At 65.8% G+C, this 15,823-nt stretch carries 13 protein-coding genes; 6 read left to right on the forward strand and 7 right to left on the reverse strand.

Going from position 1 to position 15,823, the window contains the following annotated elements; genetic code table 11:
• Nucleotide 1 precedes the first annotated feature (1 nt).
• Genes QXK92_RS20675 through QXK92_RS20685 form a run of 3 tightly spaced genes read right to left on the reverse strand, consistent with a single transcriptional unit; the run spans nt 2 to nt 2,690 of the window.
• On the reverse strand, nt 2–802 hold the full coding sequence (locus QXK92_RS20675) for an ABC transporter permease (RefSeq protein ID WP_306244770.1): 801 nt from the start codon (nt 800–802) through the stop codon (nt 2–4).
• Entirely contained in the window at nt 799–1,959 is a 1,161-nt protein-coding gene (locus tag QXK92_RS20680) for an ABC transporter substrate-binding protein (protein WP_306244772.1), read from the reverse strand. The genes QXK92_RS20675 and QXK92_RS20680 overlap by 4 nt, the downstream gene beginning before the upstream one ends.
• A complete protein-coding gene (locus tag QXK92_RS20685; protein ID WP_371934574.1) occupies nt 1,956–2,690 on the reverse strand; it encodes an ABC transporter ATP-binding protein in 735 nt (244 codons plus the stop codon). The genes QXK92_RS20680 and QXK92_RS20685 overlap by 4 nt, the downstream gene beginning before the upstream one ends.
• 433 nt (nt 2,691–3,123) lie before the next feature.
• Between QXK92_RS20685 and QXK92_RS20690 the strand changes: the two genes are divergently transcribed.
• Both QXK92_RS20690 and QXK92_RS20695 read left to right on the forward strand, forming a co-directional pair.
• A complete protein-coding gene (locus QXK92_RS20690; RefSeq protein ID WP_306244774.1) occupies nt 3,124–4,893 on the forward strand; it encodes a DUF3556 domain-containing protein in 1,770 nt (589 codons plus the stop codon).
• Nucleotides 4,890–5,678: an SDR family oxidoreductase gene (locus QXK92_RS20695; RefSeq protein ID WP_306244776.1), complete on the forward strand. Its 789-nt coding sequence runs from the start codon at nt 4,890–4,892 to the stop codon at nt 5,676–5,678. Before QXK92_RS20690 ends, QXK92_RS20695 begins: the two co-directional genes overlap by 4 nt.
• 85 nt (nt 5,679–5,763) lie before the next feature.
• Here QXK92_RS20695 and QXK92_RS20700 read toward each other — a convergent pair whose 3' ends face one another.
• Nucleotides 5,764–5,991, reverse strand: a complete 228-nt coding sequence (locus QXK92_RS20700) for a DUF3618 domain-containing protein (RefSeq protein WP_065044463.1) — start codon at nt 5,989–5,991, stop codon at nt 5,764–5,766.
• An 80-nt stretch (nt 5,992–6,071) separates the two neighbouring features.
• Here QXK92_RS20700 and bcp point away from each other — a divergent pair, with 80 nt between their 5' ends.
• Nucleotides 6,072–6,545, forward strand: coding sequence for a thioredoxin-dependent thiol peroxidase (gene bcp, locus QXK92_RS20705; protein ID WP_306244778.1), 474 nt, complete (start codon nt 6,072–6,074; stop codon nt 6,543–6,545).
• Nucleotides 6,546–6,623: 78 nt separating this feature from the next.
• Here bcp and QXK92_RS20710 read toward each other — a convergent pair whose 3' ends face one another.
• Entirely contained in the window at nt 6,624–7,985 is a 1,362-nt protein-coding gene (locus tag QXK92_RS20710; protein ID WP_306244780.1) for a dipeptidase, read from the reverse strand.
• A gap of 55 nt (nt 7,986–8,040) precedes the next feature.
• Nucleotides 8,041–9,510: a PE family protein gene (locus QXK92_RS20715; protein ID WP_306244782.1), complete on the reverse strand. Its 1,470-nt coding sequence runs from the start codon at nt 9,508–9,510 to the stop codon at nt 8,041–8,043.
• Nucleotides 9,511–9,986: 476 nt separating this feature from the next.
• Between QXK92_RS20715 and macS the strand changes: the two genes are divergently transcribed.
• The 3 genes from macS to QXK92_RS20730 are packed head-to-tail and all read left to right on the forward strand — an operon-like array spanning nt 9,987 to nt 13,706.
• Nucleotides 9,987–11,117 (forward strand): MacS family sensor histidine kinase, encoded by a 1,131-nt coding sequence (gene macS, locus QXK92_RS20720; protein WP_306244784.1) that lies wholly within the window; start codon nt 9,987–9,989, stop codon nt 11,115–11,117.
• Nucleotides 11,110–11,766: a response regulator transcription factor gene (locus tag QXK92_RS20725; protein WP_306244787.1), complete on the forward strand. Its 657-nt coding sequence runs from the start codon at nt 11,110–11,112 to the stop codon at nt 11,764–11,766. The genes macS and QXK92_RS20725 overlap by 8 nt, the downstream gene beginning before the upstream one ends.
• A gap of 59 nt (nt 11,767–11,825) precedes the next feature.
• A complete protein-coding gene (locus QXK92_RS20730) occupies nt 11,826–13,706 on the forward strand; it encodes a DUF2339 domain-containing protein (RefSeq protein WP_306244789.1) in 1,881 nt (626 codons plus the stop codon).
• Here QXK92_RS20730 and QXK92_RS20735 read toward each other — a convergent pair.
• Entirely contained in the window at nt 13,703–15,247 is a 1,545-nt protein-coding gene (locus QXK92_RS20735; RefSeq protein WP_306246366.1) for a cytochrome b N-terminal domain-containing protein, read from the reverse strand. The two genes, QXK92_RS20730 and QXK92_RS20735, sit on opposite strands and share 4 nt — an antisense overlap.
• Nucleotides 15,248–15,823 lie beyond the last annotated feature (576 nt).

Below are 15,823 nucleotides of genomic sequence, written 5' to 3' on the forward strand. Positions count from 1 at the left end.
CTCAGGCCGGGCGCGACCCTGAGAGTGCCTGCCGCGCAACGAGATCCAGCACATAACCGATAACGCCGATCACCACGATTACCGCGACCACCTGCCCGTACGCCAACTGATCGCGGGCGTTGAGGATCTGGTAGCCCAGTCCTGAACGCACACCGAGCATCTCGGCCGGCACCAGTACGACCCACGCGATACCCAGTGCCACCCGCAGGCCGGTTTGCAGGTGACCGCGGATCGCGGGCAGCACCACGACGGTCAGCTGCTCGAGCCGGGTGGCGCCGAACGACCGGGCGACCTGTAGGTAGCCCGGATCGATGGCGTGCACCCCGGCGGCGGTGTTGATCAGGATCGGCCACACCGCTGCCGCCGCGATCAGGAAGATGACCGGTTCGTCGCCAATTCCGAACAATGCCACCGAGATCGGCGCCCAGGACAGGGGCGAGATCATCCGCAGGAATTGGACGACGGGACGCGTGGCGCGGTCGGCGGTGTCGTTGAGGCCGATCAGCAATCCGGCGGGCACACCGATCACGGCGCCGACCAGCAACCCGACCAGCAGCCGCCACAGACTCACCCCGGTGTCGGGTAGCAGCACGCCCCGGTTGTACAGCTCGGCCAGCGACTTCACCACTTTCACCGGCGTCGTCTCGCGAAGCAGGGACTGCGAGGGAGCCAGAACCGCGGTCGCCAGCCACCACCCCGCCACCGCGACAGCGATCGCCAGTGCCGGCGGCCACCAGCGCCGGATGGGCCGCGCCGACGACGGCGGTTGGGGTAGCGAGGTGGTCGAGGTGGACAGAGTCATCGCGGCTGCACCTGTTCGATTCGGGTCAGATCGTCAGAGATTCCGAAGGCCGCTGGTCCGCCGTGCGCGGCCAGTGCCCGGCGGACGAAGGTGTCGTCGACCAGCTCGGAATGCACCGACGCGGGGTCGATCCGGTCCAGGAAGGAGCGGTCGCCGTCGACGACGGTGTCGTGCATGGCCTCGACGAGTCGGCGGGTGAAGCTCGGAAAGGGAAACGGCTGATATCCGAGCCGTTGCGGCTGCCAGTCCGGGTGCAGGAAGCGGTAGTCCCCGGAGCGGTAGGTCAGCGCGGTCTTGATGGCGGGTTGAGGTTGCGGTAGGTAGGTCCCCGCCGACAAGGCAGTCGCCGCCGCGGGCCGGTCGGAGTTGATGCGCTGCTGTGCCGCCACGATCGAATTGACCAGTGACGCAGCCGCATCCGGTCGGTGCTCGATCAGGTCGTCATGGGCCAGCACCACGCAGCAGGCGTGGTCCCGCCACACGTCACCGAGAAACGTGTGGATGCGGCCGATCTTGCGCACCTGCGCCATGGCGTTGAACGGATCGGCCACCACGTAGCCACTGATGGAACGGTTTGCCAGGGCAGGCACCATATCCGAGGGGCTCATGACGATCAGCTCGACGGTGCGGGCGCTGCGCGAGGCGCTGCGGCGGACTACCGGCACCAGGTCGTGAGCCCGCAGCAGTTGCTGGAGGATGATGTTGTGAATCGACCACCAGAACGGGATGGCCACCTGAGTTCCGGCGAGTTGCCCGAAATCGGTGATCCCGGGCGCCACGGTGAAAGCCGAGCCATTGGTGTGATTCCAACTCAGCACCCGCACCGGGCTTCGCAGCAGGAAGCGCAACTGGATTGCGGTGGGCATCAGCATGTGCACGGCGTCGACCTGGCGGGTGACGAACGCTTCGGCGAGCGACGCCCAGCTTCGGAACAGCACCGGTTTGGCCGAGCTCACCACGCCCGGTTGATAAAGGCCTGCCGCGTGCGCGATCAACAGCGGCGCCGCATCAGTGATCGGCAGATAGCCGATTCGCAGTTGTCCGCTGGTGTTGGTGCGGTCCACGCTGGCCGCATGGGCGAGGTCTGCGATGCCGGCCAGCCCGCCCGCCGCGGCCGCGCCGATCAACAGGCGCCGCCGCGTGATGAGTCCCGTCACTGCTCGACCAGGCGGTAATGGTCCAGGATCTCCTGCCGCAGTTGCTCGTCGCCAGTGCGGACTGCGGCGGTGAGGGCCGGCTGCCACTCCCGGCGGATCCTGCCGTCGGGCCCGAGCAGCACCACGCGGCCCGCGAGCAGCAGAGCCTCGTCCACATCGTGGGTGACCAGCACCACGGTGATCCCCAATTCGGCCGCCAGATTGGCGAGCCAGGATCGCAGGTCCCCCCTGATCGCGGGATCCAGCGCACTGAACGGCTCGTCGAGGAGCAGCAACCTCGGCCTGGTCGCGACGGCCCGGATGATCGCCACCCGCTGCGCCTGGCCGCCGGATAGCTGATCGGGATAGCGGTCGGCCACCCGTTCCAGGTCGAAGCGGCGCAGCAGTTCCTCGGCATATTCACGCTGGAACGTCGATTTGTTCGCGGCGAATCGCCCGGCGATGGCTACGTTCTCACGAACGGTCAGCCACGGCATCAGCAGGGCCTGCTGGAACACCACGCCGGTGTGCGGACGTGCCACGCCGTTGGCGCTGGACCATTCGACGGTGCCCGTGGTCAGCGTCTCCAGGCCGGCGATGACCCGCAGCAGTGTGGACTTGCCGCTCCCGCTGCGCCCGAGAATCGCCAGAAAGTCGCCGTCGTCGATGGTCAGGTCGATGTCGTTGAGGACGTGGCTGTGGGCATCGAAGCGCTTGTGGCCACCGAGTATTCGTACGGTGGCTGCTCCCACCTTCACATTCCTTTCCAGAGACCGATACGACCAACATTTCCCTGGCGTGCCGCGCCGTGTCACGTCCGTCGATGCCGCACAGGTGAGCGCGCGCCGCGCGCCGCCGCGGCGGTACCGTCGAGCGAGCGAGAACCGCTTAACCACGAATAGCATTGTTAATCAGCAAGTTTCACTGCCTTCCCGTGGCTCGGCGCGCGCGTCGCGATGCCGGTGCCCGCCGGCCCGGTGGAGATGGGATCCCGCTGATCGCAACCGCGCGACCGGATCGGGAGATTCCCCTCCCGCTGAGTCGACGCAGGCCTGTCGCCCCAACCGCGGCGCGGGTAATTTCTTCTGACAGCCCGACCTTCGCTCGCGGGCGTCCTGGCACACTGCCGGTCACGGCAGCGCGTCGTTGGCACCCGTGGGCGCTCGCCAGTTCGAAGGAGCAGCAATGGGGTTCATCCAGCCGAACCTGCCGGTCGTCGAAGTGGCCGAATGGAGCAAACTTCCGCGCTCCCAACGTGTGATACCGATGATGCAGCACATCGCCGCGAACGGCTTCGGAACGCCGCTGGTGATGCACGTGATGTACGGCGTGAAGATCGGGCTCTACATCCTGGGGGCCTGGGTATTCGCCTGGACCACAACGGGCATCGGCGGCTTCACCGACATCGCCTCGTGGTGGACCGAGCCGATCGTCTTTCAGAAGGCCGTGCTCTACACGATGCTGTTCGAAGTCGTCGGACTGGGTTGCTGCTTCGGGCCGCTGGCCGGACGGTACTTCCCGCCCATCGGTTCGGCCCTGTACTGGCTGCGCCCCGGGACCATCCGGCTGCCCCCGTGGCCCGATCGGGCGCCCTGGACCAAGGGCACCAACAGAACCCCGTTCGAGGCCGTGCTCTATGCCGCCCTGCTTGCCCTGCTGGTCACCGCGTTGGTGTCCGACGGCACCGGGCCGATTCCCGCCCTCGGCACAGCGATCGGCGTACTCCCCCGCTGGCTTCCGGTGGCGATTCTCTCGGTGCTGGCGGTGCTTGCGCTGCGTGACAAGATCATCTTCCTGGCCGCCCGCGGCGAGGTGTATGCGCCTCTGACCGTGGTCTTTCTGTTCTCCGGGGCCGATATCGTGGTCGGGGCCAAGGTCGTCTTCATGGTCATCTGGCTCGGCGCGGCAACGTCGAAGCTCAACAGGCATTTTCCCTTCGTCATCTCGACCATGCTGGCGAACAACCCGTTCATCCCGTCGGGCTTCCTCAAGCGGTCGTTGTTCAAGCGCTACCCGGATGACCTGCGGCCCAGCGCCTTATCGGGCTTCATCGCGCACTTCTCCACCGCGATCGAGGGTCTGGTTCCGTTGGTGCTGCTCTTTTCCCATGGTGGATGGCCCACGGCGATCGCAGCATTCGTGATGATCGTGTTCCACCTGAACATCCTGCTGGCTTTTCCGATGGGGGTTCCGCTGGAGTGGAACGTCTTCATGATGTTCGGGGTGCTGTGGCTGTTCGTCGCGCACGCGCACATCGGCCTGTCGGATGCGCATCAGCCGGCGCTGGTGGCAATGCTGTTCGCGGTGGTCGCCGGCACCGTCGTCGTCGGAAACCTGTTCCCGCGCAAAGTTTCCTTCCTCCCCGGCATGCGGTATTACGCCGGGAACTGGGACACCACGGTGTGGTGCGTCAAGCCGTCGGCCGACGAGAAGATCCGCATCGGCTCGCGCGCTCTCGGGCCGATGCAGCACCTGCAGCTCGAGCGGTTGTACAAGAGCAAAGAGGCGACGTTGGTTCCCATCCATCTCGCCTACGCATTCCGCGGAATGAACACGCACGGGCGCGCGCTGTTCACCCTCGCGCACCGGGCCCTGGCCGGATACGACGAAGACGACTACAACCTGTGCGAAGGCGAAGTGCTGTGCGCGATGGTGCTCGGCTGGAACTTCGGCGACGGGCACCTGCACAACGAGTGCCTCATCGAGGCGCTGCAGGAGCGATGCAATTTCGAGCCGGGCGAGGTGCGGGTGGTGATTTTGGACTCCCAACCCATCCAGACGCAGCGACAGGAGTACCGGCTCGTGGACGCCGCGACGGGCGAGTTCGAGCGCGGCTACGTCGAGGTCACCGACATGGCGAACGCCCAGCCTTGGGACGACGACATTCCCGTCCACGTCACCAGGCAGGCGCCGGGCATGAAGGGCATGAAGGGCATGAAGGATCTGCCCGCATGACGACCGCGTTGATCACCGGCGCCTCGACCGGCCTGGGACGCGAGCTGGCCGTCCTCTTCGCGCGCGACGGAATCGACGTGGTGCTGGTGGCAAGCGAACGCAGCACCGCGCAGCTCGCCGAGTTCGCCGGCGAACTTCGCGCACGCCACGGCGTACGCGTCGACCCGCTCACGATGGATCTGGCCGCACCCGGCGCGGGGCCCGAACTGGTCGGCCGGGTCGACGAACTCGGCGTCGACGTCGAGTACCTGGTCAACAACGCCGGAGTCGGAATTCTCGGTCTGAAGATCCAGGATTCCGACCCCGTCGCGGTATCGAAGATGGTCCAGCTGAACGTCGTGACGCTGACGGATCTGACGACGATGTACGCCGCGCGCATGGTGCAGGCCGGCCGCGGGGCGATCCTGAACGTCAGCTCGGTCGCCGCCTACGTCATCCCGCACGGGCTGGAGGCCGGTTATGCCGCCAGCAAGGCCTACGTCAGGAGCTTCTCGGAGGCGGTGGCCGATGACCTGCGCGGCACGGGTGTGACGTGCACGCATCTCGCGCCGGGCCCGACCCGCACGGAGTTCGGGCGTACCGCCGGCGTCGGGGACTGGTCACGGCTGGACCGCTACATGATGGATGCCGCACCGGTGGCGGCGGCCGGATATGCCGCGATGCGGGCAGGACAGGCCGCAGTGATGCCCGGATTCGGGACCAAAGTGATGAGAGTGGCTTCGACGCTGTCGCCCTCGCGAAGGTTGACGGCGCTGGTGTCCGGCTACTTCGTGGCCCGTCACTGAGGTGCGCGCCGGCGCCGAGCGGGACGCTGGTTTCACGTTCGCGCGACGAGCGGAAAGCTGGCTTCACGCTCGCGGCACGCCTGTGTCAGTGCTTCCTGATCCGGTAGATGACCACCACGACGGCGGCCGCACCGAGCCCCGTCAACGACACCGTCACAATGGGCTTGTTCAGGAACTCGATGACCTTGGCCTTGACGTCGTCAGCCAGGCGGCGAGGATTGGCCCGCTCAGCAAGCGAGTCGACGGTTGCCGCCAGTTGCTCGCGGGCCTGATCGATCTCCTGCTTGATGGTGTCGGGGTCGCGGTCCGCCACGTGTCTGTCCTCCAAGTCAGGCTGGTGCACTGAGGAACTACCCTAGTGCCGACGCTTCGGCGACAAGAAAGGGATGCACCTTGACCGAGACCACGCGCCTGGCGCCAGGCGACAAAGCGCCCGCCTTCAACCTGCCCGACGCCGACGGCAACAAGGTTTCGCTGTCGGACTACAAAGGACGGCGGGTCGTTGTGTACTTCTACCCGGCAGCCTCCACGCCCGGCTGCACCAAACAAGCCTGCGACTTCCGGGACAGCCTGGCCGAACTCAACGAAGCCGGCATCGACGTCGTGGGCATCTCCCCCGACAAGCCGGAGAAGCTGGCCAAGTTCCGCGACGCGGAGGGCCTGACCTTCCCGCTGCTGTCCGACCCGGAACGCAAGGTGCTGACCGCGTACGGCGCCTTCGGCGAGAAGCAGATGTACGGCAAGACGGTCACCGGCGTGATCCGCTCGACGTTCGTGGTCGACGAGAAGGGCAAGATCGCCGTGGCGCAGTACAACGTCAAGGCCACCGGGCACGTGGCGAAACTGCGGCGCGACCTGTCGGTCTAGTACGCGGAGGCCGTTGCCGGTCACATCCGTCACACCGTGCACAATCGCCGCTGGCAGGATCGAGGCACGTAGTGCCGACTAGACCAGAGACGAATCCGCCGGACCCGTGGCCAGGTTCGCCAGCAGCAGTGCCTCGCTGATCGCAGCACGCTCCAGCACACCCAGGTCGAGGCTCTCGTTGATGCTGTGCGCCTGTGTACCCGGATCTTCCACCCCAGTGACCAGAATCTTGGCGTGCGGGTACGCCTTGGCGAATTCGGCGATGAACGGGATCGACCCACCCATGCCCATGTCGATGGCGTCCACACCCCATGCCTGCCGGAACGCCGCTCGGGCGGCGTCATAGACCGGCCCGCTGGCGTCTATCGCGTACGGCTGACCAAGCTCGCCGCGCAGGACGTTGACCTGCGCGCCCCACGGGGCATGCCGCTTGAGATGGTCCTCCACCGCGTCCAAGTGCTTCGCCGCGTCACCACCGGGCGCCACCCGGATGCTGATCTTGGCCCGTGCCCGCGGTATCAGCGTGTTCGACGCGGCTGCGACCGGCGTCGTATCGATTCCGATCACCGTGATCGCCGGCTTGGCCCACATCCGCTGCGGCACCGAACCGCACCCGATCTCGGTAACGCCGTCCAGCAGACCCGACTCCTTGCGTACCCGGTCCGGCGGGTACTCGGGATACTTCAGATCAGCGCTGCGCATTTCGTGCAGCCCTTCGACCGCGACGTTCCCGTTATCGTCGTGCAGGCTGGCCAGCAGCCGCACCAGCGCCGTCAGCGCGTCGGGCACCACCCCACCCCAGAGTCCGGAGTGCAGGCCGTGATCCAGGGTGGCGACCTCCACCACGCAGTCGGCCATTCCACGCAGCGACACCGTCAGCGCGGGAATCTCGGTGCTCCAATTGTCCGAGTCGGCGATCACGATCACGTCGGCGGCCAGCTCGTCGCGGTGGGCGGCCAGGAACTGGCCCAACGTCGGTGAGCCCGATTCCTCCTCCCCCTCGACGAACACCGTCACTCCCACCGGCGGCCGGCCACCGTGTGCCCGGAAAGCCGCCAAATGTGTTGCGATGCCGGCTTTGTCGTCCGCCGTGCCCCTGCCGTACAGCCGCCCGTCGCGTTCGGTCGGCTCGAAGGGCGGCGAGTGCCACTGGCTCCGGTCGCCCTCGGGCTGCACGTCATGGTGGGCATACAGCAGCACGGTGGGCGCACCCGGCGGCGCGGGATGGTGCGCGATGACCGCCGGAGCACCACCTTCGGTGACGATACGGACATCGTCAAAACCCGCCTGGGACAACAAATCCGAGACCATGCGGGCGCTGCGCTGCACCTCGTCGCGCCGGCCTGGGTCGGCCCACACCGATTCGATCCGCACCAGATCCTCGAGATCGCGCCGCACCGAAGGCAGTACCTCGCGCACCCGCTCAACCAGATCAGTCATGACTCCGAGGCTAGCCAAACCGACTTCATTACCGGCTTGGCGTCCCGCATCGCAGTTAGAGCGCAGGCGGTACTGCCCCAATGGCTTGCGCGAATTGTTCGGGCAGGTAGGTCAATAGGCCGGGAAGGATGCCACCGAACTCCGCGCCGCCGAGAGGGAAGGGCACTCCGGGCGTGATGTCTGTGATGAGTTGGCCACCTTGCAGCGGAGTGAGTATCCCGCCCAGCGGCAGATACGTCGTCGAATTTAGAACCCCACTGCCTCCTGGGAAAGAGACCCCAGCATTCAGTGGCAGCGCCGTCTGCCCGTTGAGGAAGCCGTTGGCAACGTTCGCTGGGGCCGCCAGGATTGCGGCTGCGGCCCCGGCCACATCGCCGGTTTGTACCGCTGCCGACAATGACGCCAGGCTCGATTGCATCGCATCGCCGGTGGTGAGCACGGGACCTACAGCGTCGAGAGCCAGAACGACGGGCAACCCGACGTGCAAAGGGATAGGAAGGCTGCTCACACCGAGGTTGATCCACTGTGACGTGTCGGTCGCGGTGTCGATGACGTTGGTGAGGTTCTGGGAGATCATCGCCGGAATCGAACCGGCGGGCAATAGGTTGGTGAAGTTCTGTGCCATCTGTCCAGGGATGGCGAAGATCGGGGTCAGATCTCCGAAGGCGCCCTCCGGCGTTACGTTGACGAAGCCGGTGCCGAAGTCGAGCTCACCACTGAACCCGGTCAGGAACAGATTGACGAAGCCGGCCGACACGTCGTCGACCGCGCCCTGCAAATCTCCTGCCTGCAGGGCTTGGCCAGCTGCCTGGAAACTGGCGGGCAACGCCTGCAAGCCCGCCATGAAATCTTTGCCAGCAGCTTGAAGTGACGTCGAGATCGTGTTGAAGTAGCCGATCTGATTGTTGATCACCGACTGCGCAAGAGCGCTGGGTTGGAAATTCGCGAGGACCTGTATGTTGCCCTGAATCGAGAGCGGTAAGTTGGCTATCGCAGCAGGCGCGTTTCGAACAGCATCGACGAACGCGACTGCGGCTGTCTGCAGGTAACTGCCTTGATTTGCGATTAACTGACGCAGGAACGGCATCGGATTCGCCGCGATGGCACTACCCAGGCTCTGTAGGTTCGCGACGGTGTTTGCGAAAAGCGTCTGGTAGGGGGCCGCGACAGCACCCGCGAATGACGACAGCGGCTCCACGGGCGACGTCCCCGCACTGGCACCGGAGCCGGCGAGCAGCGCTGCCGCAGTCGCTTCGGCACTGGCATACTGCGCCGCACCTGAAGTCAATAGGCTGACAAACTCGTTGTGAAACAACGTGGCCCGGGTACTGAAAGCCTGAAAGGCTTGGCCATGAGCACCGAACAGTGCGGCGATCGCCGTGGACACCTCGTCGGCTCCGGCCGGCAACACAGATGTCGTCGCAGCCGCCGCGGATGCCGTCGCCTCCCCCACGGCTGATCTAATGCCCTCCAGGTCTTCGGCTGCCACCTCTACCAACTCGGGTACGGCGATCACGAAAGACATCTACGTCTCCTTTGATTAGCTGCGGGCAATGACCAGTGGTCGCTGAACGAAGATGAATTTAATGCGCGACGGCACGGTAATCGCTATTCTCAGCCAACTGGCAGGAACTTTTACTCAAGTACCAAGATTGAATCTTGAGCAGCGCCTATTGCCCCCCAAGAACATCACTTGGGGAGTGCCTAATATGCATGAATAGAGCAGCCATTCCGCGCGCTCTGCGATCGAACGAAGTTAGCTGGAGACCATTCCCGTCCAGCCGATCACCGGCGCAACGCGCGGTTGATCGACGTCGTGCTCGTGACGAGTCGTGGACCTACTTCTCAGGCGACCCCCCAGTAACTTACCGCAGAGTAATATTCCGAAGGCTAACTGCTGTTCCATACGTGCGCAATAGGGTTGGTCGTAGCAACAGACTGACCGACAGCCGAAGGAAGCAGATCGGTCGGGCCTGCGAAGCTGGCTATGCTGAGCCCGTAATGGCGAGCACCGGCCCCGACCCGACGACACCGCTGTGGCGCGCGGCGCAGCTGTTTCGGCTGCTGAGCTGCCTCTACGCATTGGGCTTTCACGTCGCTATCAGTTCGGACCTGCGTCATCCCGCGGTGGGCTGGTTGCTGTTCGGCGTGCTGCTCGGCTGGAGCGCAGTGTGCGCATTCGCATACCTGCGCGGGTTCGGCCGGCGGCCGGCGTGGGTGGTCGCCGAACTCGTGGTGGTGGTGGCGCTCATGCTGTCGACCGAGTTGGTCGCGTCCGGGCAGTGGGCCCACAACAATCAGACCTGGCCGACGACCCTGTGGGCCAGCAACGCCACCATCTCGGCGGCCCTGCAGTTCGGCCCTACCGGCGGCATGTTGACCGGGCTGGCGGTCACCGCAGCCAGTGAGTTCGTCAAGGGCTACATCAACGTCAACCTGGGACGCAACGCGACGATCATCGTCGAGTTGGCGGCCGGTCTCGCGGTGGGACTCGCGGCCAGCACGGCCCGGCGTGCCCACGACGAACTGCAACGCGCGGCCCGTCTGTCGGCAGCTCTGGAAGAACGGGAGCGGCTATCCCGCCAGGTGCACGACGGTGTCATTCAGGTGCTGGCGCTGGTCGCCAAGAGAGGCCGCGAAATCGGTGGCGCGGCATCCGAACTCGCCACGCTCGCCGGCGAACAGGAACGGGCGCTGCGCAGTTGGGTGACCTCCACCGAGATGGAACGCGAGAGCGACCGGACGGTCGACGTGCGGGCGCTGCTGCGCCGCCGGGAAGGCGAGCGCGTCTCGATGAGCCTGCCCGGCACCGCCGTGGTGCTGGACGGAAATGTCGCCACCGAACTGGACGCGGCGGTGGGTAACGCCCTGGACAACGTGCGGGCGCACGCCGGGCCGGAGGCCCGCACCTTCGTCCTGCTCGAGGACCTGGGCGATGCCGTCACGGTCAGCATCCGCGATGACGGCGTGGGCATTGCGCCCGGACGCTTGCAGGAGGCGGTTGACCAAGGGCACGTGGGCATTTCGAAGTCGATTGTGGGACGGTTGAAATCGTTGGGCGGCAGCGCCGAACTGCACACCGGTGTGGGAGAGGGAACGGAATGGGAATTGAGCGTGCCCCGTCATGACTGAGGCGGCCGAGCCCACGGTGATGGTCGTCGACGACCACCCGATCTGGCGGGACGCGGTGGCCCGTGACCTCGCCGACGACGGTTTCAAAGTGGTCGCCACCGCCGACGGTGTCGCGTCCGCACGCCGGCGCGCGGCAGTGGTCAAGCCGGACGTGGTGGTGATGGACATGCGACTGGCCGACGGTGACGGCGTGGCGGCGACGACCGAGGTCCTGGAGGTGTCGCCGGACACCAGAGTCCTGGTGCTCTCGGCCTCCGACGAACGCGACGACGTGCTGGAAGCGGTCAAGGCCGGTGCGACGGGATACCTGGTCAAGAGCGCCTCCAAGGCCGAACTCGCAGACGCGGTGCGGGCCACCGCGGCCGGGCGCGCCGTGTTCACGCCGAGCCTGGCCGGGCTGGTGCTGGGCGAATACCGGCGTATCGCAACGAACCCGACCTCCGACCCGGCCACCCCCCGCCTCACCGAGCGCGAGACGGAGATACTGCGATTCGTGGCAAAAGGATTGTCTTCCAAGCAAATTGCGGAGCGGCTCTCGTTGAGCCATCGAACGGTGGAAAACCATGTGCAGGCGACGTTCCGCAAGTTGCAGGTAGCCAACCGGGTGGAGCTGACGCGCTACGCCATCGAGCACGGACTCGACGAATAGCGGCATTCAGGTAGTCCTACTCATCCGATGGCGCCGCCGCCCCGGCAGGGTGGGACACCATGACCGAGTCGCATCAGGCTGTGATCAGCCGGCTTTCGCACGAGTTCGACGCCCTGGCCCGGCAAATGTCCCGGGTGTCGGGCGAACTCACGCAGTTGGACAGGCTGTTCGCCAACACTGAGGCCACCCCCGCGCCAGCGCCCGCTCCGCAGTCAGCGCCCGCTTCGCCGCAGGCGCCCGCTCCGCGCCCGGCGCCCGTGTTCGTACCACCGCCGCCAGTCGCGCCCCAGCAGGCATCGCCTCAGCAGGAGGCAGCGTCGTACTGGCAGAACTACTGGCAGTATTGGCAGCCCGCATCGGTTGCGCCGCCCGCACCCCGACCTCCGCGCCAATACCCGCCAAGGCCGGTTGTGTCCCCTCCCGCCCAGCGCCCGGACACCGGGTCCGACCCCGCCGAATCCGGCTGGATCGGCAAGCTGCTCGCGGTCGCCGGAGTGGCGGTGACACTGATCGGCGTCGTGCTGCTGCTGGTGCTGGCCGCGCAGGCCGGGCTGCTTCGACCGGAGATCCGGGTAACCGGTGGCATCGCTTTGGCGGGTGCGTTGCTGGGGATCGCAGTCCGGTTGCGCGGACGGCCCGGCGGCCGAATCGGAGCAATTGCGTTGGCGGCCACAGGTATTGCCACCGCGTATCTGGACGTCGTCGCGGTCGTCACCATCTATAAGTGGGTGGCCGCACCGGCCGGGCTGGTCCTGGCCGCCGTCGTGGGCGGTGCGGGACTCGCCTTGGCCCGGCGCTGGGACTCCGAACACCTGGCTCTGCTGGTACTGGTGCCGCTGATCGTGCTGGCACCTGAGATCACCCACGGCGTGCACCTGTTGCTGATCAGCTTCATGCTGGCACTCTCCGCCGCCGCGCTGCCGGTGCAGCTGGGCAAGGATTGGACCTGGATGCACGCCGCCCGGATCGCGGCGACGACGCTGCCGTTGCTGGTCGCGTTGCCGGCGGCCCGCGACAACGCGTGGCTGCTCGGCGGTGCGTGCGCGGTGGCCGCAATCTTGGCGATCGCCAGCGGTCTCATTCTGCTGCCGTCCACCAAAAACCCCAGCGCGCTGGCTATTTTGACCTCGGTCGGCACTGCCCCGGTGCTGGCCGCTGCGATCTCGGTAGATCGTGTGTTGGCCGCCGTTCTTGCGGCCGCGTTGGCGGTGGGCATGTTGACGGCCGCGCTCATTGACCGGCACCCGCGGATCGTCACGCAGATCTGGTTGGTGTGGTCGGCGATCTCAGGGCTGATCGCCCTCACCGTCGCCTGCTCCGGTTACGTCGAAGGCCCGGTGCTGTTGGCACTGGCCATCGTCATCGCCATGGTGGGCCGCCAGGAGACCGTGGCCCGCTGGATTGCTTTGGGATTCGGCATCATCGGCTGCGGACTGTTCTACAGCTATGCGCCGCTGCACGCGTTGGTGCGGGCCACCGCGATGCCGGGTGCGGTCGCGGCGTCCACTCTGGCGGCCAGCCTGCTCGTCATTGCCTTCGCGGTGGTGATGACCCGGGTATGGCTGGACTCCGAAGCCGCTGGCTTGCTGATGGCCACCGCGGCAGCGCTGATCGTCTACGCCGTGACGGCTTTCACGGTGACGGCCGGTGTCTTCATCGGTGGCACCGGCGGCGGATTCCTGGCCGGTCACATGGCTGCGACAATCTGCTGGATCGGTATGGCCGCAGCACTTTTCGTCTACGCGCTGCGGCTGGCCGGCGGGGAGCGTCGTACCGAGTCGATCACCGCCGGTCTGGCGTTGACTGGTGCGGCCACCGGCAAGCTGTTCCTGTTCGACCTGGCCACCCTCGACGGCATCTTCCGGGTGGCGGCGTTCGTCATCGTGGGTCTGGTGCTGCTGAGCATGGGCGCCGGTTACGCCCGCAGCCTGGCTCGCTAACTCCCGCGGGTTTCCCGCGAGCTTTCCCCCGCCTCGCGCAGCGCCGCGTCCTCGGTGACCGGGTCGGCGAGCAGGAGGCCGCCGCTGCCCGGTGAGCCGCCGGAGCCCAGCCTGTTCATCCGCTTGGGCAGCGGTACGCCCTGATAGCTCAACGGAATTGAACGCGCCAACGGCTGGTGCACTTCGATATACGCGCCATGCGGGAGGCGCTTGATGATGCCGGTCTCGACGCCGTGTTCGAGAACGTCGCGATCGCTGCGCTGCAATCCGACGGCCCACCGGTAGGTGATGAAGTAGACCAGCGGCGGCAGCAGCACCATGCCGATACGCCCGATCCAGGTGGTGGCATTCAGCGAAACATGGAACGTGACCGCGATGATGTCGTTCATCGCCGCCAGGGTGAGCACCAGATAGAAACTGATCGCCATGGCGCCGATTGCGGTGCGCACCGGCACATCCCGCGGTCGCTGCAACACGTTGTGATGCGCGTGATCCCCGGTGAACCGTTTCTCCAGGAATGGATACGCGGTCAGCAGAATGAAGACCAGACCCATGATTAACGCGATCGCGACGGTCGCCGGCACCGTGTGGTGGCCGATGTACAGTTCCCAGCCCGGCCATAGGCGTTGCAGACCGTCCGGCCACATCATGTAGAAGTCCGGCTGCGAGCCCGCGGACACCTGAGATGGCTTGTACGGTCCGAGATTCCAGATCGGGTTGATCTGCAGCAGCCCGCCCATCAGACCCAGCACGCCGACGATCGACGCGAAGAAGGCGCCGGACTTGACCGCGAAGGTCGGCATCACGCGCACGCCGATCACGTTGTGCTCGGTGCGGCCCGGTGCGGGGAACTGGGTGTGCTTCTGGAACCACACCAACGCCACATGCAATCCGATCAGCGCCAACAGAATCCCCGGAATCAGCAGGACGTGCAGGGCGTACAGCCGCGGTATCAATACCGTGCCGGGAAAGTCGCCGCCGACCAATGCCCAGTGCAACCATGTTCCAATCACCGGTAATCCGAGCGTGATTGACGACAGCGCCGCACGTAACCCGATGCCGGACAGCAGGTCGTCGGGCAGCGAGTAGCCGAAGTAGCCCTCGAACATCGTGAGGATCAGCAACAGCGACCCGATCACCCAGTTGGCCTCGCGAGGCCGCCGGAACGCACCGGTGAAGAACACCCGCGCCAGGTGCACCATGATCGACGCGGCAAACATCAGCGCCGCCCAGTGGTGGATTTGGCGGACGAACAGACCGCCACGGACTTCGAACGAGATGTTCAGCGCCGTCTCGTAGGCCCGCGACATCTCGACGCCGCGCAGCGGCTGATACACGCCGTGATACGTCACCTCGGCCATCGACGGGTCGAAGAACAACGTCAGATACACGCCGGTGATCAGCAGCACGATGAAGCTGTACAGCGCGATCTCACCCAGCAGAAACGACCAGTGCGTCGGGAAGACCTTGTTCAGCTGCTGGCGCAGCGTTGCCGACGGATGGTAGCGGGAGTCGATTGCATGGGCCGTCACAGCGGTCATCCCCTCACCACCGAACCCGCGCCGTTGCGAGCCGGCTGTCGCACGTATTACTACGTTCGGTAGTACCACAAAGAGTAGTACTTCAGCCGCCTCGTGTAAATGAATTCATTCAGCCGCATAGTGCGGCTTGGCCAAACATGTTGCGCGGCAGTCTAGTACAACCACCGAGACTGCAAATCTGCAGCGAAAGTGCGAGTGAAAACCTGCACATTTACCGCGTCGGCGGAGACACGCCGACCGCCACCAAGGTCCCCCTCCCCGCCCGCGCGAGCAGACACAAAATCGCGTTGGAGCGCAAGGCGGGTTCACGCGGTCGTCGCAACACTCTCGATTTGAGAGGTTGCGGCGACCGTGTCGTTTTCCAAGGACTGTGTTCGGCTTGGTGATTTGTTAGCAAAGTTGGTGGATGCCGGTGTGCCCGTGAAGGAGGCCGCCGCCCAGTTGGGTGTCTCGCGGGGTCATGGGTATGCGATTTTGGCGGCCTTGGGCCGGCCCGTGGGTTCCCCGCGCCCGGATGTTAGTGGTGTGGATATCAGCCGGGTCGTGGCGGTCTTCGAGGCTACGGGTTCAGTCAAT

The sequence above is a fragment of the Mycobacterium sp. TY815 genome (assembly GCF_030755135.1).
In the GTDB taxonomy this organism is placed as follows: Bacteria; Actinomycetota; Actinomycetes; order Mycobacteriales; family Mycobacteriaceae; genus Mycobacterium.

What these genes read in the sequence shown, in the direction of transcription:
- QXK92_RS20675 (WP_306244770.1), bottom strand. Translation starts at nt 802, where the DNA reads ATGACTCTGTCCACCTCGACCACCTCGCTACCCCAACCGCCGTCGTCG.
- QXK92_RS20690 (WP_306244774.1), top strand. Translation starts at nt 3,124, where the DNA reads ATGGGGTTCATCCAGCCGAACCTGCCGGTCGTCGAAGTGGCCGAATGG.
- QXK92_RS20695 (WP_306244776.1), top strand. Translation starts at nt 4,890, where the DNA reads ATGACGACCGCGTTGATCACCGGCGCCTCGACCGGCCTGGGACGCGAG.
- QXK92_RS20710 (WP_306244780.1), bottom strand. Translation starts at nt 7,985, where the DNA reads ATGACTGATCTGGTTGAGCGGGTGCGCGAGGTACTGCCTTCGGTGCGG.
- QXK92_RS20715 (WP_306244782.1), bottom strand. Translation starts at nt 9,510, where the DNA reads ATGTCTTTCGTGATCGCCGTACCCGAGTTGGTAGAGGTGGCAGCCGAA.
- macS (WP_306244784.1), top strand. Translation starts at nt 9,987, where the DNA reads ATGGCGAGCACCGGCCCCGACCCGACGACACCGCTGTGGCGCGCGGCG.
- QXK92_RS20725 (WP_306244787.1), top strand. Translation starts at nt 11,110, where the DNA reads ATGACTGAGGCGGCCGAGCCCACGGTGATGGTCGTCGACGACCACCCG.
- QXK92_RS20730 (WP_306244789.1), top strand. Translation starts at nt 11,826, where the DNA reads ATGACCGAGTCGCATCAGGCTGTGATCAGCCGGCTTTCGCACGAGTTC.
- QXK92_RS20735 (WP_306246366.1), bottom strand. Translation starts at nt 15,247, where the DNA reads ATGACCGCTGTGACGGCCCATGCAATCGACTCCCGCTACCATCCGTCG.